The sequence below is a fragment of the Crossiella sp. S99.2 genome (assembly GCF_023094165.1).
In the GTDB taxonomy this organism is placed as follows: Bacteria; Actinomycetota; Actinomycetes; order Mycobacteriales; family Pseudonocardiaceae; genus Crossiella.
This window is the reverse complement of the sequence record NZ_JALMDK010000017.1, coordinates 1-21,106: the sequence shown is the minus strand read 5'-3', so window position 1 is coordinate 21,106 and position 21,106 is coordinate 1. Positions and strand designations below refer to the sequence as shown.

Below are 21,106 nucleotides of genomic sequence, written 5' to 3'. Positions count from 1 at the left end.
CACAGGATCGCTCAGTCCGGTGGAGTGCGTCGGCGGTTGGTTGAGCCGGAATCAACTGATCGGTTGATGCGCCCGCGTCGTAGAGTCGGGTCATGCGGAGCCTGGCGATCATCGGGGGCGGACCGGCCGGACTGGCCACCGCGCGAGCGGCCCTCGAAGCCGGGCTAAAGCCGGTGCTGTTCGAGCGGGAGTCGCAGCTCGGCGGGGTGTGGCGGCCGGGCACCGGCGCGGCCTGGCCGGGCATGACCACCAACCTGTCCCACCAGCTCTGCTCCTTCTCCGACCGGGTGTGGCCGGCGGGCACCCGGGATTTCCCGCTCCGGGACGAGGTGCACGGCTACCTGTCCGGCTACGCGAACGGGCTGACTCCGCGCTACGGCTGCACGGTCACCGAGGTCGCGCCCGCCGGCCGCGGCTGGTCGGTGACCTGGACCGAGGTCGGCCGCGAGCACCGCGAGGTCTTCGACGCTGCGGTGCTGGCTTCTGGGGTGTTCTCCCGGTCCTGGACACCCGAGCTACCCGGGGCCTTTGGTGGGGAGTCCGTGCACAGCAGCGGCTACCGTGGGCCCGGCGGGTACGTAGGCAAGCGAGTGGCCGTGGTCGGGATGTCCTTCAGCGGCACCGAGATCGCCGCTGAGCTGGCTGAGGCCGGGATCGAGACCACCGCGGTGACCGGGCGGCCGTTCTGGATCCTGCCCCGCTACACCAACGGCGTGCCCCGCGACCTGCTCGGCATGACCCGCGGCCGCCAGCACGAACGCGAGCAGCTCCCGCCACCCGAGGCCAACCGTGCCGCGAACACCCGTTACCACGCCCTCGGCGGCAACCCCGGCCGGTTCGACCCCCGGCTCACCCTGGACCCGTCCGCCACCCTGCCTCCGCACCTGGTCGCCTCCGACCGCCTACCCGCCCAGCTCGACGCGGGTGCGCTGCGGATCGCGGTCGGTCACGTGGTCGCCCTGGCGGACAACGGGTTGCGCCTCGCTGACGGGTCCACAGTGGACTGTGACGCGGTGATCTGGTGCACCGGCTACCGCCCCGAACTACCCCTGCCGGACCCGCTGCTGGCCGAGATCGACTTCGCCGACGACTGGCTGCAACCGTTGCTGCTGCACGGCTGTACCTTCCACCCGGCACTGCCCGGACTGGCCTTCGTCGGCGTCTACCGCGGCCCGTTCTTCGCGGTCATCGAACTCCAGGCCCGCTGGGCGGTCGCCGTGCTCTCGGGCCAGATCCCACCGCCCACCGACGAGGAGATGCGGGCGGGAGTCCGGGCCGAGCTGGACATCCGGCTGGCCCGACCGCGACCGCAGTTCCCGCACGGCGACTACGTGGCCTTCGCCGACCGGCTGGCCACCCAGTTCGGCGTGCTGCCGTCGCTGGATCCGGCGGGGGAGTGGTACCAGCAGCTCTGGCACGGCCCGGTGATCGCCGGGCACTACCGGCTCACCGGACCGGGCGCGAAACCGGAGATCGCCGTGCAGCAGCTACGATCGGCCCAGATTCGACTAAGCCAACGTCGAGTTTGCCCAAGTCGTACGCATAGTTTGCCCAACCGGGCGTACGACTTGGGCCAATTCGACGGCGGAGGAGGGCGGGCGGTGTGACGATCACGGCGCAGCAGCTTTTCGCCGCGCTGCCCGGCCGGTGGCGGTTCAGCCGGGTGATCACCGGCCAGGGCAGCGCGATCGGCGAGGCCCGGTTCGAGCCGGTCTCCGGCACCGAACTGCACTACCGCGAGGACGGCACACTCACCCTGGACTCCGGCTACACCGGCCCGGCCTACCGCGAATACCGCTACCAACTCGACGGCGAGGTGCTCCGGATCTGCTTCCCGGACGGCCGGACCATGCACACCCTGCGCCCGGACGCCGCCGAGGCCACCGACGTGCACCTGTGCGGCGCGGACGTCTACACCGGCCACTACCGCCTGGCCGACCAGGACACCCTGCACATCTCCTACCAGGTGGCCGGACCGCACAAGGACTTCACCATCGCCACCGTGTTCCGGCGGGTCAGCGGCTGAGCCTGCGCCGGACTTCCTTGGTCGCCAGGTACTGGGCCACATCGGAATAGCGCTCGGACTGGTTGGCGAACTCCACGTACGCCTTGGCCCGCACCAGCCAGTCCACAGTGGACGGACGAATCTGCGCGACGGCCTGTTCCAGCTGGGCCATCCGCAGTGGCGGCTCGGAGCCGGTGCGCAGGGCCTCGTCGATCACCGCGTCGATGGCGCGTTCGGTCACCGCGCGCAGATCCGCGCCGCTGAACAACGCGGTCGGCTCGGCCAGCCGCGCCGGATCCACCCCGTCGGTGGGCGCGGAAGCCAGTAGCACCCGCATGATCTCCACCCGGGCGGGCTCATCCGGCGGCGGCACGAACACCACCCGGTCGAACCGGCCCGGCCGCAGCATGGCCTCGTCCACGTCCCAGGGCGCGTTGGTCGCGGCCAGCACCAGCACGCCGTCGTTGTCCGAGCCGATCGCGTCCAGCTCCTGCAACAGCACGTCCACCAGCCTGCGGGCGTCCGAGCCGTGGTGCTTGTGCCGGGAGAAGGCCAGCGCGTCCAGCTCGTCCAGGAACAGCACGCACGGCGCCTGGGCGCGGGCGGACTCGAAGGCGGCGTGCAGGTTCTGCTCGGAGACCCCGAGGTAGGGGTCCATCACGTCCTCGATCCGGACGTTGACGAACGGCAGCCCGCACTCCCCGGCGGTGGCCCGAGCCATCATGGTCTTGCCGCAGCCGGGCGGGCCGTAGAGCAGCACGCCACCTCCGGTGCGCCTGCCGTACTTGGCGTACAGCTCGGGCCGGGACAGCGGCAGGATGATCATGCGGTGGATCAGCTGCTTGACCTCGGTCATGCCGCCGACCTGGTCGAAGGTCAGGGTTTCGGCCCGTGCCGCCGGACCCGCCGGGCGTTCGCCACCACGCCCGTCGGCGGTGACCTTGATCGCGCCGCGGGCGGCGAGCAGCTCGTCCACCAGGCGCTGCAACTTGCCGACGCCCTCCACGATGCCGGCCTGTCGCGCGTGCTCCAGACAGGCCCGCAGCAGCGGCAGACGCCCTTCGGCGGCGGCCAGTTCGCCGATGTGCACCAGGGATTCGGTGAGATCGGCGTCGTGGTGCAGCAGCCAGTCGTACTCGTCCAGCGCCGCCGGATGCTGCCCCGCGCCGGCCAGCTCCTCGGCCAGCATCAGCCGCAGCATGGCGTCCTCGGGGCTGGCCGCGACCGCGCGGCGCAGGGACTCGATCCGGTGCTCGCTCATCGGTTTCGCTCCAGCCAGCGGCGCACCAGCGGCGGCGCCACCCACGAGTAGAGGCAGTACACGACCCAGCAGACGGCCAGCGCGGTGGACAACGGCCACAGCCCGGCCATCCGCAGGCCCATCAGCACGATGATGAAGCCGATCCACAGCTTCATCGGCCCGATCCGGTACATCGGCCGCAGCGGGCGCAGCAACGGATGCGCGGCCAGCCGGGCCTCCCGAGCGGCCTCCACGAAGGCGGCGTTGCCGGGTTCGGCGGCCGCGGCCGCGCGGAAGGAGCGGTAGGCGCCGTCCACATCGCCGAGCTGGGCGGCGGCGTTGCCGTGCATGGCCCGCGCCGCACTGCTGTCCGGATCGTGCGCCAGGCTGTTCGCGCTGTGCCGCGCCGCCTCCGCGTCCTGTCCCTTGGCCAGCGCGACCATCGCCCGCACCTGGCCGACGGACTGCAGGTGCGGATCGATCCGGGCCGCCCGCTCCACCAGCTGCTCGGCCTTGTCCACCTGACCGGCGGACAGGCACAGCCGCGCGTAGTCGCACAGCAGCTGCGGGTCCTCCGGATCCTGGTGCAACGCGGTGAGCAGGGCTTCCTCGGCCCGCGGCCAGTCACCCAGCTCGTGCTGGGCGTTGCCGAGCACCCGCAGCAGCGAGTGATCCGGGCCGAACCGGCTGATCCCGTCCGCGGCGACCTGGGCGGCCTCGGCGGAACGGTCCAGCATCCACAGCGCGGTGGCCCGGAACAGCGTGGCCGGATAGCCGACCGCGTCCTCCCCGTGCAACTGGGACAGCGTGTCCAGGGCCCGCTCGGCCTGGCCGATGGTCAGCCAGTGCTGAGCCAGCGCGAAAGTCTCCGCACTCACGAGGCCACCACCACGATCGCCACCAGCACCAGTTCCGGCAGACCAAGCCCGAACACCGCCGCCAGCCCCGGTTTCCACAACCGCGCGTGCTCACCGCCGCGCAACTGGAAAACCCGCTCCGGCGTGTGCTGCAACCGAGCCATCGCGAAATACGCCAGCAACGCCACCACCCGGATGATGATCCGCAACGGACTGGAGGTGATCAGCTCCGCCAGCAGCGAGGCGATCACCAGCTCCGCGGTCAGCGCCGCCGCGCCGATCACCAGCAGCCAGCGCCGGTCCCGCGCGGGCACGCCCAGCCGGCGCGAGTTGAGGTAGCCGATGAGGGTGACCGCCAGCACGCCGCCGAAGAAGGCGACATAGGCCTGGCTGGCCACTCGCCAAGGCCGTTGGGTCCCGGCTGACGTGCGGATCGTCGGCCGGAGCAGATCGTCGGACACCGTGCCCCCTCCAGTTCCGCAGGAAGCCTACGCGACCGGACTAACCTGAGCCGATGGCGCGGCGAAGTGCGGGCATCCTGGTCCACCGCAATGGCGACAACGGCCCGGAAGTCCTGCTGGGACACCTGGGCGGCCCGTTCTGGGCGAACAAGGACGAGGCGGCGTGGTCCATCCCCAAGGGCGAGCACACCGGCGACGAGCCGCCGGAGGACGCGGCGCGGCGGGAGTTCCTGGAGGAGCTGGGGCTGCCCGTGCCCGAGGGGGAGCTGGTGCCGCTGGGGGAGGCGCGGCAGTCGGCGAAGGTGGTCGCGGTGTGGGCGCTGGCCGGCTCGGTGGACCTGGACCGGGTGGTGCTGGGCACCTTCGAGATGGAGTGGCCGCCGCGGTCGGGGAAGTTCGCGGAGTTCCCGGAACTGGACCGGGTGGCCTGGTTCGACCTGGAGACGGCCGCGGTGAAGCTGGTGAAGGGGCAGCGGGTGTTCCTGGAGCGGTTGGCGGCGCGGCTCTAGAGATCGGGGCGGGGGTCGAAGTCCGGGTCCTCCTCGATCGCCTCGCCAATGGCCTCGCGGTTCGCCGCGACCATCCGGTCGATGTGGCCGCGCAGCAACCCAGCGGCCGGGCTGGTGCCGTTGAAGACCGACTGCCAAGTGTCCTGGCCGTCGTCAACGCGGCGGGCGATCGCTCGCATGTCATCGCCCAGCTCACCCCGCAGCGCGGCCTGCTGCAGCGCGGCCAGCTCCTCGCGGGTGGGCTGGTTCTCCCGCTCGAAGCGGTACAGCTCCTCCTGAGCCTGGCCGATGGTCGAATCCAGCTCGTCGATCGCGGCGCGGAAGGCGGCCTCGTCGAACTCCGGGGTGGTCATCGCGGCGCCACCGCCGACGGAGCGGGCGGCAGCGAATCAGCGGTGAAGGCCGAGGCACAGAGCTGGATGAACGACTTGACCATGGTGAGCACGTTCCAGAACGCCATGATCACCTTACGGGCACTGTTGATCATTGTGATGGCTTCTTTGACCGTTTTGATCAACTTCCACTGGCCGTACAGCGGGATCGCCGCGTTGCTCAGCCCGGCCATGACGATGCTGATCACCGTCTTGATGATGTCGACCACGCACTGCGCCATCTTGACCGCCTGGTCCACGCAGTCGTGCAGGTGCCCGGCGAGCTGGCGCATCTTGCCGCCCTGATCGGTCAGGGCCGTACCCCATTTGCCCATCTGCGCGCCCGCGGCATCCGAGGCGGCCCCGATCCAGGTGCGGCCGATGGCGGCCTTGCCGGAGTTGAGGTTGGCCTGTACCGCGTCCACGCAGTCTGCCACCGCGCGCCAGGCCGAGACCTGCATGGACGCTTTTCCGATGTCCCCGGCGATCCACTTGGTGACGTACTCCCGAGGGTCGTGGCCGCCGACCCACACCACCAGTTCGCACACCTTGTCCAGCACGCAGCCGAAGGAGACCTGTGGGAGCTGGGCGGCGCCGGGGCTGGGCGGGTTCAGCTTGGTCTGGGCGGAGGTGACGTCGTCGAAGCCGTTGGCCACGCCGTCATCGCTGGTGTGCAGCGTGACCCCGCCACCCATGTTGGTGATGTGGTTGCGGGACTTGACGTCCGCGGCCTTGTACTCGTCCGCGCTTGCGGCGAGCGCGGCCTTCTCGGCGCCAAGGCCGGTGCTGTCGGCCTGCAACATCGCGTGCGCCTTGGTGAGCATCGCCGCGTAGTCACCGGTGATCAGCTCCAGGACCCGCCCGAAGTCCGCGTCAGCGATCTTCCCGGTGGCATAGCTTTGCGCCGAGTTCACATCACCGGAAGCCCGGCCAACCTGACCCGCCCAGCCCCGGAGATCGCTGATCTCCACCGCAATCTTGGACACGCCGCCTCCGGCCGTTCAGTGAGTTCGCCAGAAAAGGATCATGAGAACGATCTGGAGCGCGAACACGCCGAGGATCACGGTCCACTGCCTGCCAAAGCTCCAATGCCGTGCGACGGCGATGAGCACAAGAGCGGTCCCGGTCACCGCCGCGACCACACCCCCGATAATCCAGGGCAGATCGCCTGAGCTGCCGCCGATGAACCCGACGATCACCGAGAACAACACGGCGCCGATGAGCATCCAGTCCCGGAGGAACCCCTCGGCCAGCGCCACCAGCGCACGCGGCAGGAACCCGCCCCAGGCTCGCCGGCGTTGCGCCGGGTCCGCGGCCTTGTCCACCGCGTCGGCGTGTTCGTAGGCCGAGCGGAACAGGGGACCGTCTTCGTTCGTGGGTTCACGTTGGCCATCAGCCATGACGGTCACCATAGCGGTCCGTGTCGCTACGGTGCGTGAGAATCCGGTTATCGGCCAGTCGCGCCGGGTTCTTGGTGTTCGGCCGGTTCAACGGCCAGCGACTGGTCGGTCGTTCGGGCCAAGCAGTCACGCCAGGTGGCCGCTTCCTGTCACGCTTTGACCATTTCCGGGAACCCTCCCCACCCGGCTGCCCACAATGAGTCACGGCCTGAACCTGTGCCGCGACCGAGGGGACGCCATGGACTACTACCAGACACTGCCGGTGCCGGAACCCGCACCAGTGGTGCCGCGGCGGCACGACCCGCTGGCGGTGGCCCTGGGCAACGCCTCGCTGCTCGGCCTCGGCTACCTGATGCTGCGCCGCCGCCTGCTGTTCGTGCTCACCGCGCTGGTCACCATCCTGCTGCTGGTGCTGCTCGGCGCGGTGTCCCGGAGTGGGTGGTTCGAGTTCGTGGTGCTCGCCTGGTGGCTGACGATGATCGCGCACGGCTTTTTCCTGGCCCGCCGCGCGGAACGGGTGGTCAGCGGCAGGCAGCGGCTGGTCGGGCTGAGCGCCACCGTGGCCGTGGTGCTGGCGGTGGGGCTGCTGCGCTACGACGCCACCGGGATCGAGCAGACCGTGGCCGAGGCCAAGCAACGCGGTGACTGCGCGCAGGCGATGTCCGCGCTGGACCGGGTCTGGCTCGGCCATCACCTGGCCGACGCGCCGCTGACCGTGCGCGGCGAACTCACCGTGGACGCCTGCCGGCGGATCCAGCTCGCCACCGGCAGGCTGACCACCGCGCTGCGCGGTGACGTCAAGGAGCTGACCCAGGGTTACGACGGCCTCACCTCGGTGCTGACCGACCTGCCCGGCCACGAGAACATGGTGCGGGAACTCGTCAGCGGCTTCCTCGGCGGCCTGCCGGCCAAGGAGCCCTGCCAGACCGTTGCGATCACCGACTGGCTGCGCCAGCGCAAACCCGCGGGCAACGTGCTGGACCGCTCCACCGAGGTCGTCGGCCGCACCGCTCCGGCCGCGCTCACCGGCTGCGCCGACGGTTTCATGAACGCCAAGGACTGGGAGAAGGCCCGCACCCTGTTCCAGCAACTGCTGGAGCAATACCCCGGCCACGAACTCACCGGCAAGGCCCAGGACGGCGCCCGCAAAGCCACCCTGGAGATCGAACTCGCCAACGTGCGCAACCTGCTCCGCGGCTCCAACCCCGCCTACTGCACCCGCCCCGCGCCCTACAGCGGCGCCGCCCCGTACGCCAAGGGCACCAACCGCGCCATGATGTTCGGCAACGACGCCTTCACCGGCAGGCTGCCGGGGGAGTGGAAGGTCGGCGACGCGGCCGAGGCGGTGCTGGTGGTCTGCGCCGGCGCGAAGGAGTACGGCGCGGCGGTGCGCACCTGCCCGTACCAGAAGCGCACCCCGCCGCAGTACCGCACGGACGTGACCTTCCACAAGATCGCGATCCCGGTGAAGGCGTACGAGCTGCGCACCGGCAAGCTGGTGGTGGACCAGAAGGTGGAGATCACCGGCTCGGTGTGTCCCAGGACCATCGAGTACCGCAGTTACCTCACCGATCTGGGGCCGCCGTCGAAGTTCTACGTGTCCGAGTCGGACAAAGAGGTGCAGGCCGCCTTCGGCTGGTTCATCAACCAGTGACCGCTGCGGCCCCGATCGATGGGCTGCCTGAGCAGCACCCACCCGTTACCGTGTTGGCCGCGTGGGCGTACCACTTGGGCCAACTGGTACGCCCGCTTGGGCAAAGCTGGCGTACCGGTTGGCCCAACTCGCCGGAAGACAGGACTCGGGCCACATGCTCAGATCCGCCGTCGGTCCAGTGCCCAGTCCACCAGCACCGTGCCGCCCAATCCCACCGCGCCGACCAGGCCGAGTGGGATTGCCTGGAGTCCGCTCACCACGCCCAGCAGGTCCAGCCCCATCCACACCCCCGCCGACACCACCGCCGCGACCGGAGCGATCACCACCGCCCACCCCCGCCGCCCGCCGGCCGTGGCCGTCCGGGCGGTCACCGTCGGCGTGGCCGCCGCCAATGCCCAGCACAGCAACCACAACACCACCAGCGCCAACGCCCCCAGCACGCTCACCCACAGCGCAGCCTGATCCGCGAACACTCCGATCAGCACCGTGGTCACCAGTGGCGCCGCCGCGAACCCGCCGAGCAGCACCGCCAATCCCAGCCGCGCGTACAGCGGGATGTGCCGCCCCGGCTCAGCCATTGAGGTAGGCCAGCACGGCGAGCACCCGGCGGTTGTCGTCCTCGGCGGGGAGCAGGCCGAGTTTGCTGAAGATGTTGTTGGTGTGCTTGGACACGGCCTTCTCGGTGATGAACAGCCTGGCCGCGATGGCGGCGTTGGAGCGGCCCTCGGCCATCAGGCTCAGGACCTCGCGTTCGCGGGGGGTCAGGGCGGTGACGGGTTTGTCGCGGGAGTGCCGGGCCAGCAGCTGGGCGATGACGTCGGGGTCCATCGCGGTGCCGCCCGCCGCGACCCGGCGGACCGCGTCCACGAACTGCCCGACGTCGGCCACCCGGTCCTTGAGCAGGTAGCCGACGCCGCCGGCGGAGTCGGACAGCAGCTCACGGGCGTAGAGCTGCTCGACGTACTGGGACAGGATCAGGACGGGGAGGCCCGGCAATCGGCGCCGGGCCTCGATCGCGGCCCGTAGGCCCTCGTCGGTGAACGTCGGTGGCAGTCGGACATCGCACACCGCCACGTCCGGTCGGTGCCTGACGAGGGCTTCCAGCAGGTCACGGCCGTTGTCCACGGCAGCGACCACCTCGAAGTCGTGCGCCTGGAGCAGCCTGATCAGGCCGTCGCGGAGCAGGACGAGGTCTTCAGCGATTACGACGCGCACGGGCTCATTCTGGATCACCGCCCGCCGGCGCCGAGATCGAACACCGCAAACTCGTCCAAAGTGAACTCCTCACCGTTGCCCTCGGCCGGCCTGCGCAGGCCCACCCAGGTGTCCCCGGTACTCGATGCGGTGAACTCGACGGTGTGCGTGCCGGGCTCGCCGCGGGCGGGCAACGGGGTGACCGAGACGTCCCGTGGCGCGCCGTTTGCTGGATCCTCGCCGACTACCCAGCTGTAGGCGGTACCGGCCGCGGCGTACTTGAAGCTCACCCGGTAGCGGTGCCCCGGCTCGAAGCGGACGGTGGCCGGAGTGGTCCGGTACACCAGGTGCGCGGCGTACTCGAAGGACTTCAGGCTCCAGCCGCCCTCAAGCACATCGTCCACCGCCTTGCCGTTCCAGCCGCGCTGGGTGAACGGCGCGTTCTTCTCCGCCAGGTGGGTGCGCGCGTCGGTCGGCGCGATCTCGCCGCCGGGCACGAACGGCCCGAAGCCCTGGTCCACCCGCTCGAAGTCCCACCGCTTGCCGGGATCGGGCGCGGCGACCACCCGCAGATCGTCCAGCCGGACCACGGCCTCGCCCGCGCCGACCCGGACGCCGACCTCGGTGCTGCCGTCACTGGTGAAGAACACCCGGATCCGCTGCGACCTGGTGCCCTTCTTCTCCTCCGAGGCCACGATGTTGGTCACCGTGGAGCGGTCCAGCCGGGTTTCCTTGTCCCCGGCGAACACGGTGACCGGCCGGGATTTGCCGGGCTCGACCTCCACCATCAGCGAGGCCGCGTACTGCCCGCGCGGCAGCACCAGCCGCTGGCTCAGGCTCGCCGCGCCACCACGCACCACGGCCTCCCGCTGGCCGCGGTCGTTGGTCTCGACCTTGGCCGCGCCGCTGGTCCGCCAGCCGGTGAGGTCACCGGAGTCGAAGCCGGGGTTGGCGGTCGGGGTGCCCTCGCCGTAGCCCAGCCGCGGCGCGGGAGCCGGGGTCTGCGCGGTGACCAGGTACGGCGTGCGGGCCTCGGCGGTGATCGTCACCTTGCCGTCGCGCACCGGCAGCGTGCCGACGTGCCGCCGTCCGTCGTCGGTGAGTCGGTAGAGCTGCAGACTGGGCTGCCCGGCCAGTTCGGCAGGCAGTTCCCAGGTGCTCGTACCGCCCGCCGGGTTCCAGTGGTAGGCCTTGTCGGGTGCGGTAGGCGACCAGGGCAGCAGATAGGCGCCGTTGTCATAGAGCAGCCTCCCGTCCTTGCGGAACTGGCGCTTGCCGCCGGGTGCGGTCACGCTCACTCCGCCGTCCAGTACAGCCTCCACAGTGGACAGACGTTGCACCGGGAAGTGCTGGAGGTACTTGGTGGGCAGGTTCTGCTCGAAGGTGTTGGCCAGGAACGCCCGGTAGTCGGTCTCCCCGGTCCAGCCCTCGAACTCCACGATCCGCGCGCCCATCAGCAGCGGGTGGTGCACGAAGACGTCCTTCTGGTGGTTGCGGGCCAGCCGGATGATGCTGGAGTTGATGCCGCGCAACGCCTCGCTGCTGTAGTCGATGTCGGTGGCCCAGTGCGTCCACAGCGTCTCGCGCTCCAGCCGGTGCGACCACTCGGTGGCCATCTCCCAGCCCAGTTTGCGTACCTCGCGCTGCAACCGGTCCGCGGTCCACCCGGTCTCGCGGAACACGTCGAAGTACAGGAAGTCAAGCCCGCCACGGGTTTCCCGCTGCAACTGGGCCAGTCTGCGCGCGATATCGCCGGAGTTGAGGTCCCGGCGCTGGTCGATCCGGTAGGACTGGTCCATCCAGGCCCACTGCTTGTTGTTCTTGTCCACCAGCGTTTCGGAGAACGCCCGCGCCTCCGGGTAGGACTCGGTCGCGTTGACGTGCACCCCGAAGTCGGCGTTCCAGCGCTTGCCCTTTTCCAGCAACGTGTTCAGCCCGCCCAGGCCGCCGGCCCGCTCGTTGTAGTGGCCGCCGTAGTCCGGGTGCGCCGCGTCGTGCCCCTCCGACTGGTAGCCCTTGAGCAGCACGAACTGGCCGAGCCCGTCGGTGGCCAGGCTGACCCGCTTGGTGTCGTCCAGGGTGCGGGTGAACGGGTGCGTGGCCGAGGAGGCGATGTTGAACGGAATCCGTTGCACCACCCGGTCCTTGGTCTTCTCCCAGCCCTTGGGCTGCCACATGATGTCCCGGAAGGCGATGGCCGCGTCCTGCCAGTCCAGCACGTTGTCGCCGTTGCGCTCGCCAGTCAGCGTGACCTTGGCCCACGGCGCGGGTTCGGTGTCCGGGGAGCCCTGGGCGCGGTGCGTCCACCGTCCACTCCAGACACTCACCGCCGGGCCGTCCGGGGTCTGCCTGGCCTGCCGCCAGACCCGCCCGTTCTCATCCGCGCCCGCGCCGCCGTTGTTGTCATAGGTCGAGTTGGTCTCGATGGCGGCGGCCAGCTTGCCGGTGCTGACCATGCCGTAGGCCGAGCCCAGTGGCGCGGCATCCGGCGGGGTGGCGGCGGTGACCGGGTAGATCCGGTCGCCGTTGCCGTTCTTGTTCAGTTCCACCCTGGCCGCGGCCACCTGCGGCGCCGGATCGGCGGCGCGCACGGTGAGCAGGTCGTGCCCTGGGATGTCGATGGTGCCGACCCGGAAGGCCGGGGTGTCCCGGACCTGGTCGATCCGGAAGGTCACGGTCCGTCCGCGCAGGGCCAGGCTGGCGTCCAGGCGCACGCCGGACAGGTCGGGGAAGGTCAGGGCGTAGCGCACCGAATCCCCGGCGGACCTCGCGGTGCCGGTGACGCGCTGGTCGGCGCCGTTGAGCTGGATCGAGGTCAGCGGCGCGGACCGGCCGTGCAGCACCGCGCCGGAGCGGCGGTCGGTGTAACTGACCACCCTGGGGAACTCCGCGCCCACCGCCACGCTCAGCTCGGCCGACCGCAGGGTCAGCGCTGGCTGGGCGACGGCGGTGAGTCCGGGCGTGAGCAGGGCGAGAGCGGCCGCTAAGGCCAGGAGTGACTGGCGGGTCGACACGGGCACCTCCACGATCGACTGCGCGAATGTGCTTGTTTTAGGGCGCTAAACATCATTAGTCAACAGACGAACGATCAGAACTGAACAGCCCAACCGCAGGACATTTGTCCTACCCAGCATTGGACAAAGCTCTCTTACCTGCGGAAACGCCAGGAAATACGGTTGGCCCATGAACGAGGCAGTCCACCTCCACGCGGTCACCAAGGCCTACGGACCGGTACGCGCGGTCAACGGAGTTCACCTGAGCGTGCCCGCGGGGCAGACGGTGGCCTTGCTCGGCCCCAACGGCGCGGGCAAGTCGACCACGATCAACCTGATGCTCGGCCTGCTCGCCCCGGACTCCGGGCAGGTCAGCCTGTTCGGCGGCACCCCGGAGGCGGCGATCCGGGCCGGGCGGATCGGGGTGCTGCCCCAGGACGCCAAGCTCATCCCGCGGGTCACCGTGGCCGAGCTTGTCGACTTCGTCCGGCGCAGCTATCCCTCCCCGCTGCCGCTGGCCGAAGTGCTGGGACTCGCCGGGCTCACCGACCTGGCCAAGCGCAAGGCCGATGCCCTGTCCGGGGGGCAGGCGCGTCGGGTGCAGTTCGCGCTGGCCATGGCCGGTGACCCGGAGCTGGTGGTGCTCGACGAACCCACCACCGCGCTTGATGTCGAGCACCGCCGCGAGTTCTGGACCTACCTGCGCGCCTTCGCCGCCCGCGGCCGGACCGTGCTGTTCTCCAGCCACTACCTGGAGGAGGTGGCGGAGAACGCGGACCGGGTGGTGGTGATCTCCAATGGCCGCACCATCGCCGACGCCACCCCGGACGAGCTGCGTGGCCGGGTCGGCGGGCGGACCGTGTCGCTGGACCCGGACGGCCGCAGACCCGATGAGCTGCAACGGTTGCCGGGGGTGCTCTCGGTGTCGCTGCGCGGTGGGCGGGCCTACCTGAGCAGCGCCGACTCCGACGCCACCGTGCAGGCGCTGGCCCAGCTCGGCGCGATCCACGACCTGGAAGTCACCGGGGCCGGACTGGAAGAGGCATTCATGGCGCTGACCGCGTCGGATCGGACGGCTGTGTGATGCTGGGATACGTGCTCATCGAGTGCAAGAGGTTGTTGCGGGACACCGGGTTCCTGCTGATGAGCGTGCTCACCCCGCTGGTGATGTACGTGGTGTTCAACAATCTCAACGTGGCCATCGGCCAGGAACCGCGGCAGGCCGCGCTCTACACCATGGTCAGCATGTCCGCCTTCGGCGCGATCAGCGGCGTGCTCAACAGCAGCGTCGGCGTGGCCGAGGACCGGGCACTGGGCTGGTTGCGGCAACTGCGGCTGACCCCGTTGTCCCCGTTGCGGATCGTGCTCGCCAGGGTGCTGATCTCGATGCTGCTCGCGCTGCCGCCGATCGTCTCGGTCTGCATCGCCGGCGCGCTGATCAATGACGTCCAGCTGTCCGTGCCGAGCTGGCTGGCCGCGGTCGGCCTGCTCTGGGTGGGCACCGCGCCCTTCGCCGCGGCCGGCATCGGCATCGGCTACCTGCTCTCCGTGCGCACCGCCCAGCTCGCCAGCGTGTTCGTCTACATCGGACTGTCCATGTTGGGCGGTCTGTGGATCCCGCTGGCCGCCTTCCCGGACTGGCTGGCCGACCTGGCCCGGTTCACCCCGACCTTCCGCTACGCCGACCTGTCCTGGGCGGTGGTCTTCGACCGCGGCCCCTCGATGGGCGGGATCGGCGTCCTGATCGGGTGGTTGGCGCTGTTCGGGGTGTTCGCGATCTACGCCTACCAGCGCGGTGGACGCCGGGCATGATCTACGGTGCGGGGATGGGTACGAGGCCGGTGACCGACCGTCTGCACGGACAGCTGCCGCCGGTGGCGATGCTGCCCTGGCTGGCCTCGCTACTCCTGCCCGCACTCCGCGCCGACGCCCTGGGTGCCACCGCGCTCGGGGCGTTCGCGCTGACCTACGGCATCGCGGTCTACCTGGTGCTCAACCAGCGCGGCCCGTCCTGGGCGCCGATCGCGCTGGCCGTGCTGCTCACCACGATCGCCGTGACCTGCGCCAGGGAGTTCGGCGACTTCTGGTACCTGCCGATGCCGTTCGTGTTCGCGGTCTGGTCGCTGATCACCGTGGACTACGGCGCACCGCTGGTGAACGTGGTCGGTGTGCTGGTGGTGCACCTGCTCGGCGTGTGGGTGGGCAGCGACGCCCCACCCATCGTCATCGGCGCCTTCCTGACCTTCCTGGCCGGCATGCTGACCTTCGTGGTCCTGCGGCTGAGCCGGGCGGTCGCCGAACTGGAGGCGGCCAGGGAGGAGCTGGCGCACACCGCCGTCGGCCAGGAACGACTGCGCTTCGCCAGGGACCTGCACGACCTGCTCGGCCACACATTGTCCCTGGTGGTGGTCAAGGCGGAAGCGGTCCGCAGGCTGATCCCGCGCGATCCCGGCAAGGCCCAGGAGCAGGCAGCCGACATCGAGGCGGTCGGTCGGCGGGCACTGACCGAGGTCCGGCAGGCGGTCTCGGGCTACCGCGAACCGAGCCTGAACGAGGAGCTGGCCGGTGCGCGCGCGGCGCTGGTCGCGGCCGGGGTGACGGCGGAGTTGCCGGAGCCGGGGGAGTTGCCGGGGGCGGTGGGACCGGTGCTGGGCTGGGTGGTCCGCGAGGGCGTGACCAACGTGCTCCGGCACGCCCGCGCCCGCCGCTGCGTGATCGAGTTGCGGACGGCGGACGGCACCGCGGTGCTGACCATCGCCAACGACGGAGCACCACCGGCGCAGGACGCCGTCACCTGGGGAAACGGCCTGTGCGGCCTGACCGAGCGAGTCCAGGCCGCCGGTGGTGAACTGACCGCCATCGCCACCCCGGGCGGCTTCATGCTGCGGGTGTCGGTGCCAACCGGGGAGACGTCGTGATCAGGGTTTTGCTGGCCGAGGACCAGGGCATGATGCGCGGCGCGCTGTCCCTGCTGCTCGGCCTGGAAGAGGACATCGAGGTGGTGGCCGAAGCCGCCACCGGCGACCAGGTCCTGCCCCAGGCCCTGGCCACCAGCCCCGACATCGCGGTGCTGGACATCGAGATGCCCGGCCGCAGCGGCCTGGAGGCCGCGGCCGACCTGCGGCGGGCGCTACCGGCCTGCCGGATCCTGATCGTCACCACCTTCGGCCGCCCCGGCTACCTGCGCCGGGCCATGGAGGCCGGGGCCAGCGGTTTCCTGGTCAAGGACGGTCCGGTGGAACAACTGGCCGCCGCGATCCGCCGGGTGCTGGCCGGTGAACAGGTCATCGACCCCGGCCTGGCCGCCGCCGCGCTCCGCTCCGGCCCCAACCCGCTGACCGACCGGGAACGCGAACTGCTGGCCGCCGCCGCGGACGGCGCCACCGTGTCCGACCTGGCCACCCGCCTGCACCTGTCGGAGAGCACGGTCCGCAACTACCTGTCCTCGGCCATCCAGAAAACCGGCACCCGCAACCGGATCGAGGCGGTGCGCGCGGCCACCGAACACGGCTGGCTGTGACGCCGTCACGGTGACCCCACCCCCCAGCGGCGGGTCACCGTGACGACGGCGTCGACCGTAGTCAGACGCGCTGTCACCGCGCTGTCCGCGCTGACTAGACTTGATCGGATGCCGGAGCTGTCGATCCACCTGCTGGGCCCGTTCCAGCTGCTCGTGGACGGCGCCGAGGTCCCGGTCCCCAGCGCCCGCCAGCGCGCGTTGCTGGCCACCCTGGCCCTGGCCGCCGGGCATCCGGTCGCGGTGACCGCGCTGGCCGAGGCGGTCTGGGGTGACGAGCCGCCGGCGAACGTGCGGGCCAGCCTGCACACCAACGTGATGCGACTGCGGCACCTGATCGGACCGGAGCGGATCGGCACCGAACCCGACGCCTACCGGCTGCGCGTCCCGGCGGCGGCGGTGGACGTGCACCGCTTCCGCGATCTGCTCACCCGCGCGGGCCACAGCACCGACCCGGCGGCCGAACGCGTGCTGCTGGACGCCGCGCTGGCGCAATGGCACGGCGCGGCCCTGGAATCGCTGCCGCTGCTCGCCGCCGAACACGAGCCCCGGCTCACCGAGCTACGCCTGCGCGCCACCGAACGACTCGCCGATCTGGCCCCCGACCCCGGCCTGGCCGACCGGCTGCGCACCCTGCTGGCCGCGCATCCGCTGCGCGAACCGTTGTGGGAACGGCTGATCCGCGTCCTCGCCCAGACCGGACGGCGGGCCGAGGCACTCGCCGAGTACGCGGCCTGCCGGGAGTTGTTCGCGGCCGAACTCGGCGTGGAACCCGGGCCCGCGCTGCGCGAGCTGCACCTGGAACTGCTGGCGGACAAGGACGAACCCGCGCCGGTGCCCCGCCAGTTGCCCTTCGACATCGGGCACTTCACCGGCCGGGCGGGCGAACTGACCGCCCTGGACCGCGCGGCGCAGGCCGGATCGGTGCTGGTGATCGAGGGCAGCGCGGGTGTGGGCAAGTCCGCGCTGGCCGTGCACTGGGCGCACCTCAACCGGCACCGCTTCCCCGGCGGCGAACTGTGCCTGGACCTGCGCGGGCACGCCGACGCCGCCCCACTGCCGGTCAGCGCGGCCCTGGACACGCTGCTGCGCGGCCTCGGCCTGCCCGCGCGGGCCATACCGTCCACAGTGGACGAACGCGGCGCGCTGCTACGGGCCACCCTGGGCACGCGGAAGGTGTTGTTGCTGCTGGACAACGCCCGCGATGCCGACCAGGTCCGCCCACTGCTGCCCGGTGGCGCGGCCGTGGTCCTGGTGACCAGCCGCACCCAGTTGCGCGGCCTGATCGCCAGGGACGGCGCGCGGCGGATCACCCTGGGCGGCCTGTCCGGGGCGGACGCGGCCGCGTTGCTGGGCCGGGGCATCGGGGCCGACCGCGCCGCCGCCGAACCCGAGGCGGTGCGCCGCCTCAGCACGCTGTGCGGACAACTGCCGCTCGCGCTGGTGCTGGCGGGCGAACGCGCCTCCCGGTTCCCGGACACCCCCGTCGCCGAACTGGTGGACGAGCTGAAGGACCAGCGCTCCCGGCTGGACGTGCTCACCGACCCGCAGGACCCGCGCACCGACCTGCGGGCCGCGTTCCTGTTGTCCTACCAGGGCGTCCGGCCCCCGGCGGCCCGGCTGTTCCGGCTGCTCGGCCTGCACCCCGGACCCGACGTGGACCTGTGGGCCGCCGCCGCGCTGGCCGGCACCGGCCCCCGGCTGGCCCGCGCCCTGCTGGACGACCTGGTCGCCGCGCACCTGATCGCCCAGCCCCGTCCTGGCCGCTACCGCTTCCACGACCTGCTCCGCGTCTACGCCGCCGAACGCGCCGACACCGAGGAAACCCCGGCCGAGCGCGTCGCGGCCCTGCACCGCCTCACCGAGCTGTACCTGGTGCTCGCCGCCCGCGGCCGGGCCCTGCTCTCCGGCTCACCGCGCCTGGCCGAGGTCTGCGATCCGGACTCTGGCCAGCCGGACTGGCCCAGCTTCAGCACCGCCGCCGGCGCGCTGACCTGGTGCGAAGCCGAACACGCCAACCTGCTCGCGCTCACCCGTCAGCTGGCGGGGACCGGCGTGCTCGACCCGGTCTGGCGCCTGCCCTGGCTGCTGCTCGGCTACCTGCGCAACCGCAGGCACCTGGCCGACTGGGTCGAACTGGCCCGCCTGGGCGTGGTCGCGGCGGATCGCCTCGCCGACCCGGTGGCCCGCTTCCACGCCGCCAACTGCCTGGGCGTGGCCTACAACTCGGCCGGCCGCGCCGAAGAGGCCCGTGGTCAGTACCGGGAGGCGCTGGCGGTGGCCGAGGAGATGGGTGATCGCACCAAGGCCGCGGTGCTGCTCAACAACCTGGGCACCTGGCACTACGACCGTGGCGAGCACGCCGAGGCCGTGCACTACCAGGAGCGGGCACTGGCCGAGGCGGAAGCGACTGGATCACCGGCGGAACTGGGGATCCCGCTGCTCAACCTCGGCGGTTCGCACGCCCGGCTCCGCCAGTTCGCCCAGAGCCTGCCGTACAACCAGCGCGCACTGGCCCTCTTCGAGCGTGCGGGCGACCGCTTCCACGCCGCCATCGCCCTGAGCAACCTGGCCGAAACCCACTGGGGCCTCGGCGAATACCAGACCGCGCTGACCTACGCCGAACGCGCCGACGCCGAACACCGCGAACTGGGCGCCCCCTCCCAGCTGGCCAACAACCTGATCTTCCTGGGCCGGATCGCCGCCGCCCTCGGCGACACCGGGCGGGCCCGGCTGGCCTGGACCGAGGCCCGCGACATCTACCGCCGCACCGGCGATCGCAACCTGACCAGGGCCGAGGACCTGTTGGCCTGGTCAGTCCGGTGACCGCCGGGAACTTGGCGTACACGCCCGTGTACGCAGCGGCGTCGAACAGTGCCACCAGGTGGTACCCGGCCCCGGTTAGCGGCGTGCCGGGAATCGGCGCGGCGGGCGGTGAGTCCGAGGTGGACGGTGTGGGACTCGCTTGCGGCACAACAGGAATGGTGTGGCCCGAGGCGGCTTTGCCCCAGCAGATCCGGCTTCCGTCCGGCGAATCCCAACCGAGACCCGGGAAACCCTGGCGAAATCCGCCCTGGGCGAGTGAGAATCCGGGGGAGTGATCGGCCCCGACCACCCCACTGAGGAGCCTCGCATGACGACGGTCAGTCTGGATGAATCGACCGCGTTGACCAACGGCGCGTTCCGGACCACCGCCGCCCGTCGCGGGCACGCCGCGCGCACACCCGGCGCGGAGCGGCTCCAGCACCTGCGGCACCGGGCCACCACGGTGGACGCCCTCGGCGATGGGCTGGTGGCGATGATGCACCGGCTCAAGGGCGAGGGTCGGGAGCTGTTCGGCCGGGCCTGCACCGAGGGGATCGACTCGATCGAGAACCCGCCCGCGGAACTGGTCGAGTTCTTCCGGGCGGTGGAGCGGACGCCGGCCTGGGTGGATCAGGACCGGTTGCGCAGTGGCGCGCAGGCGATCAGCCGGGCGGGCAAGGCGGCGGCCTTCAGCCTGTGCGATGTGTACCTGGTGGTCGGCTTCCACTCGTTACGGGTGTGCAAGACCTTGACCTCAACCGGCCAGACCGGAAAGGCGACCAGCCGCCGGGTGCTCAACACGGCCAGCTGGTGGCTGGATGTCAGCACCCCGGGCAGCCTGGTCGTCGGCGGGGTGGGCTACGCGGCCGCGTTGCGGGTCCGGCTGGTGCACGCGCACATCCGCGATGTGCTGCTCAAGCGCGGCGACTGGGACCTGGCCGCCTGGGACCAGCCGCTCAACGACGCCCAGGCCAACCAGCTCACCCTGATGTTCTCCCTCGGGGTCATGGAAGCCACCCAGGTCCTCGGAATTCGTTACACCGCACAAGAACGCGCCGACATCCTGCACCTGTGGCGCTACGTCGGCTGGCTGGTCGGCATCGAGGAGGACATGCTCCCCGCCGACGAAGCCGAAGCGTGGCAACACCTCTGGGAACAGGCCGCCACCGAACTGATCCCGGACAGCGACTCGCGCACCCTGGCCGCCGACCTGCGCGCGGCCTACCAGCGCCCCCGTCCCGACCAGAGCGAGCTGCGGGCGCGCTGGGCCGAGCGGGTGCACACCGCGATCAGCCGGATCGTGATCGGCCCGGCCAGCGCGGATTCCCTTGGCATGCCGGATGATCCCCTCGCCCGCGCCCTGGTGCGGGTGGCCGCCGCGGTGAACACCGTGGCCGAACTGACCTACCGCCGCATCCCCGCCTTCCGCACCGCACAGGCGGTACACGGCCACGCCGCCCGCAAGGCATACGTGGACGTGCTGCGCGCCGCGCACGGCGACGGGCCGAAGCCGTGACGCCACAGGAGATGCTCGCGGTCGCCCTCGACGAGGCCCGCTCCGGCCGCGCCGAGGGCGGCATCCCGATCGGCGCCGCCCTCTTCGGCGCGGACGGACAGTTGCTGGGCCGCGGCCGCAACCGCCGGGTCCAGGACGGCGACGCCTCCATGCACGGGGAGACCTCCGCCTTCCGCAACGCCGGCCGCCAGGCCAGCTACCGCGGCACCACCATGGTCACCACGCTGTCCCCGTGCTGGTACTGCTCCGGCCTGATCCGCCAGTTCGGCATCGGCAACCTCATCGTCGGCGAGTCCCGCACCTTCACCGGCCAGCACGACTGGCTGGCCCAACACGGCGTCCAGGTGACCCTGCTGGACGACCCGGACTGCGTGACCCTGATGACCGAGTTCATCGCCGCCAACCCAGCCCTGTGGAACGAGGACATCGGCGAGGACTAGCAGCTCGGCCCGCAACCCGCCGGTGGCGTACCACTTGGCCCAACTGGTACGCCCACTTGGGCCAAACCGGCGTATGAGGTGCCCCGAGTTTTCCGGACACGTCCCCAAGTAGAATTGACGGAGAGTCCGGAGGGAACGAGACGT

At 71.0% G+C, this 21,106-nt stretch carries 20 protein-coding genes; 11 read left to right on the top strand and 9 right to left on the bottom strand.

From position 1 onward, the window contains the following. Window positions 1-92: 92 nt before the first annotated feature. Together MZC64_RS41240 and MZC64_RS41235 are read left to right on the top strand one after the other, a co-directional pair. Window positions 93-1,607 carry an NAD(P)/FAD-dependent oxidoreductase gene (locus MZC64_RS41240; RefSeq protein WP_247764874.1) on the top strand — a complete coding sequence of 505 codons (1,515 nt, stop codon included), beginning with the start codon at window positions 93-95 and terminating at the stop codon, window positions 1,605-1,607. Further along, window positions 1,604-2,026: a DUF6314 family protein gene (locus MZC64_RS41235; protein ID WP_247764875.1), complete on the top strand. Its 423-nt coding sequence runs from the start codon at window positions 1,604-1,606 to the stop codon at window positions 2,024-2,026. The genes MZC64_RS41240 and MZC64_RS41235 overlap by 4 nt, the downstream gene beginning before the upstream one ends. On the opposite strand, the gene MZC64_RS41230 is transcribed toward MZC64_RS41235, so the two are convergent. The 3 genes from MZC64_RS41230 to MZC64_RS41220 are packed head-to-tail and all read right to left on the bottom strand — an operon-like array spanning window position 2,016 to window position 4,563. Continuing rightward, the gene (locus tag MZC64_RS41230) at window positions 2,016-3,266 is read right to left on the bottom strand and encodes an AAA family ATPase (protein WP_247764876.1); all 1,251 of its coding nucleotides are present in this window, start codon (window positions 3,264-3,266) and stop codon (window positions 2,016-2,018) included. The genes MZC64_RS41235 and MZC64_RS41230 overlap by 11 nt on opposite strands. Further along, window positions 3,263-4,123: a tetratricopeptide repeat protein gene (locus MZC64_RS41225; RefSeq protein ID WP_247764877.1), complete on the bottom strand. Its 861-nt coding sequence runs from the start codon at window positions 4,121-4,123 to the stop codon at window positions 3,263-3,265. Before MZC64_RS41225 ends, MZC64_RS41230 begins: the two co-directional genes overlap by 4 nt. Next, window positions 4,120-4,563: a hypothetical protein gene (locus tag MZC64_RS41220; protein ID WP_247764878.1), complete on the bottom strand. Its 444-nt coding sequence runs from the start codon at window positions 4,561-4,563 to the stop codon at window positions 4,120-4,122. Before MZC64_RS41220 ends, MZC64_RS41225 begins: the two co-directional genes overlap by 4 nt. A 53-nt stretch (window positions 4,564-4,616) precedes the next feature. Here MZC64_RS41220 and MZC64_RS41215 point away from each other — a divergent pair, with 53 nt between their 5' ends. After that, on the top strand, window positions 4,617-5,072 hold the full coding sequence (locus MZC64_RS41215) for an NUDIX domain-containing protein (protein WP_247764879.1): 456 nt from the start codon (window positions 4,617-4,619) through the stop codon (window positions 5,070-5,072). Here the strand turns inward: MZC64_RS41215 and MZC64_RS41210 are convergent. Genes MZC64_RS41210 through MZC64_RS41200 form a run of 3 tightly spaced genes read right to left on the bottom strand, consistent with a single transcriptional unit; the run spans window position 5,069 to window position 6,852 of the window. Beyond that, the gene (locus tag MZC64_RS41210) at window positions 5,069-5,425 is read right to left on the bottom strand and encodes a hypothetical protein (RefSeq protein WP_247764880.1); all 357 of its coding nucleotides are present in this window, start codon (window positions 5,423-5,425) and stop codon (window positions 5,069-5,071) included. The two genes, MZC64_RS41215 and MZC64_RS41210, sit on opposite strands and share 4 nt — an antisense overlap. After that, window positions 5,422-6,429, bottom strand: a complete 1,008-nt coding sequence (locus MZC64_RS41205; protein WP_247764881.1) for a WXG100 family type VII secretion target — start codon at window positions 6,427-6,429, stop codon at window positions 5,422-5,424. Before MZC64_RS41205 ends, MZC64_RS41210 begins: the two co-directional genes overlap by 4 nt. A 15-nt stretch (window positions 6,430-6,444) precedes the next feature. After that, window positions 6,445-6,852, bottom strand: coding sequence for a hypothetical protein (locus tag MZC64_RS41200; RefSeq protein ID WP_247797781.1), 408 nt, complete (start codon window positions 6,850-6,852; stop codon window positions 6,445-6,447). A 229-nt stretch (window positions 6,853-7,081) separates the two neighbouring features. Between MZC64_RS41200 and MZC64_RS41195 the strand changes: the two genes are divergently transcribed. Continuing rightward, a complete protein-coding gene (locus MZC64_RS41195; protein ID WP_247764883.1) occupies window positions 7,082-8,497 on the top strand; it encodes a hypothetical protein in 1,416 nt (471 codons plus the stop codon). A gap of 158 nt (window positions 8,498-8,655) precedes the next feature. Here the strand turns inward: MZC64_RS41195 and MZC64_RS41190 are convergent, their stop codons facing one another. The 3 genes from MZC64_RS41190 to MZC64_RS41180 are packed head-to-tail and all read right to left on the bottom strand — an operon-like array spanning window position 8,656 to window position 12,705. Next, window positions 8,656-9,075 carry a hypothetical protein gene (locus MZC64_RS41190; RefSeq protein WP_247764884.1) on the bottom strand — a complete coding sequence of 140 codons (420 nt, stop codon included), beginning with the start codon at window positions 9,073-9,075 and terminating at the stop codon, window positions 8,656-8,658. Then, window positions 9,068-9,712: a response regulator transcription factor gene (locus MZC64_RS41185; RefSeq protein WP_247764885.1), complete on the bottom strand. Its 645-nt coding sequence runs from the start codon at window positions 9,710-9,712 to the stop codon at window positions 9,068-9,070. Before MZC64_RS41185 ends, MZC64_RS41190 begins: the two co-directional genes overlap by 8 nt. 14 nt (window positions 9,713-9,726) lie before the next feature. Next, complete coding sequence (locus tag MZC64_RS41180) at window positions 9,727-12,705, bottom strand: endo-alpha-N-acetylgalactosaminidase family protein (protein WP_247764886.1); 2,979 nt, start codon at window positions 12,703-12,705, stop codon at window positions 9,727-9,729. A 169-nt stretch (window positions 12,706-12,874) separates the two neighbouring features. Between MZC64_RS41180 and MZC64_RS41175 the strand changes: the two genes are divergently transcribed. From MZC64_RS41175 to MZC64_RS41145, 7 genes are all read left to right on the top strand, one after another. Then, complete coding sequence (locus MZC64_RS41175) at window positions 12,875-13,768, top strand: ABC transporter ATP-binding protein (protein ID WP_247764887.1); 894 nt, start codon at window positions 12,875-12,877, stop codon at window positions 13,766-13,768. 11 nt (window positions 13,769-13,779) lie between these two features. After that, a complete protein-coding gene (locus MZC64_RS41170; RefSeq protein ID WP_247764888.1) occupies window positions 13,780-14,496 on the top strand; it encodes an ABC transporter permease in 717 nt (238 codons plus the stop codon). A 14-nt stretch (window positions 14,497-14,510) separates the two neighbouring features. Then, window positions 14,511-15,602, top strand: a complete 1,092-nt coding sequence (locus tag MZC64_RS41165) for a sensor histidine kinase (protein WP_247764889.1) — start codon at window positions 14,511-14,513, stop codon at window positions 15,600-15,602. Further along, complete coding sequence (locus MZC64_RS41160) at window positions 15,599-16,204, top strand: response regulator transcription factor (protein WP_247764890.1); 606 nt, start codon at window positions 15,599-15,601, stop codon at window positions 16,202-16,204. Before MZC64_RS41165 ends, MZC64_RS41160 begins: the two co-directional genes overlap by 4 nt. 108 nt (window positions 16,205-16,312) lie before the next feature. Then, the gene (locus tag MZC64_RS41155) at window positions 16,313-19,027 is read left to right on the top strand and encodes a BTAD domain-containing putative transcriptional regulator (protein WP_247764891.1); all 2,715 of its coding nucleotides are present in this window, start codon (window positions 16,313-16,315) and stop codon (window positions 19,025-19,027) included. A 307-nt stretch (window positions 19,028-19,334) separates the two neighbouring features. Beyond that, complete coding sequence (locus MZC64_RS41150; RefSeq protein WP_247764892.1) at window positions 19,335-20,522, top strand: oxygenase MpaB family protein; 1,188 nt, start codon at window positions 19,335-19,337, stop codon at window positions 20,520-20,522. Window positions 20,523-20,533: 11 nt separating this feature from the next. Next, window positions 20,534-20,962, top strand: a complete 429-nt coding sequence (locus MZC64_RS41145) for a nucleoside deaminase (protein WP_247764901.1) — start codon at window positions 20,534-20,536, stop codon at window positions 20,960-20,962. Window positions 20,963-21,106 lie beyond the last annotated feature (144 nt).

Coding starts and splice junctions, on each gene's coding strand:
- MZC64_RS41240 (WP_247764874.1), top strand. CDS start 93: ATGCGGAGCCTGGCGATCATCGGGGGCGGACCGGCCGGACTGGCCACC.
- MZC64_RS41230 (WP_247764876.1), bottom strand. CDS start 3,266: ATGAGCGAGCACCGGATCGAGTCCCTGCGCCGCGCGGTCGCGGCCAGC.
- MZC64_RS41215 (WP_247764879.1), top strand. CDS start 4,617: ATGGCGCGGCGAAGTGCGGGCATCCTGGTCCACCGCAATGGCGACAAC.
- MZC64_RS41210 (WP_247764880.1), bottom strand. CDS start 5,425: ATGACCACCCCGGAGTTCGACGAGGCCGCCTTCCGCGCCGCGATCGAC.
- MZC64_RS41195 (WP_247764883.1), top strand. CDS start 7,082: ATGGACTACTACCAGACACTGCCGGTGCCGGAACCCGCACCAGTGGTG.
- MZC64_RS41190 (WP_247764884.1), bottom strand. CDS start 9,075: ATGGCTGAGCCGGGGCGGCACATCCCGCTGTACGCGCGGCTGGGATTG.
- MZC64_RS41175 (WP_247764887.1), top strand. CDS start 12,875: ATGAACGAGGCAGTCCACCTCCACGCGGTCACCAAGGCCTACGGACCG.
- MZC64_RS41165 (WP_247764889.1), top strand. CDS start 14,511: ATGGGTACGAGGCCGGTGACCGACCGTCTGCACGGACAGCTGCCGCCG.
- MZC64_RS41155 (WP_247764891.1), top strand. CDS start 16,313: ATGCCGGAGCTGTCGATCCACCTGCTGGGCCCGTTCCAGCTGCTCGTG.
- MZC64_RS41150 (WP_247764892.1), top strand. CDS start 19,335: ATGACGACGGTCAGTCTGGATGAATCGACCGCGTTGACCAACGGCGCG.
- MZC64_RS41145 (WP_247764901.1), top strand. CDS start 20,534: ATGCTCGCGGTCGCCCTCGACGAGGCCCGCTCCGGCCGCGCCGAGGGC.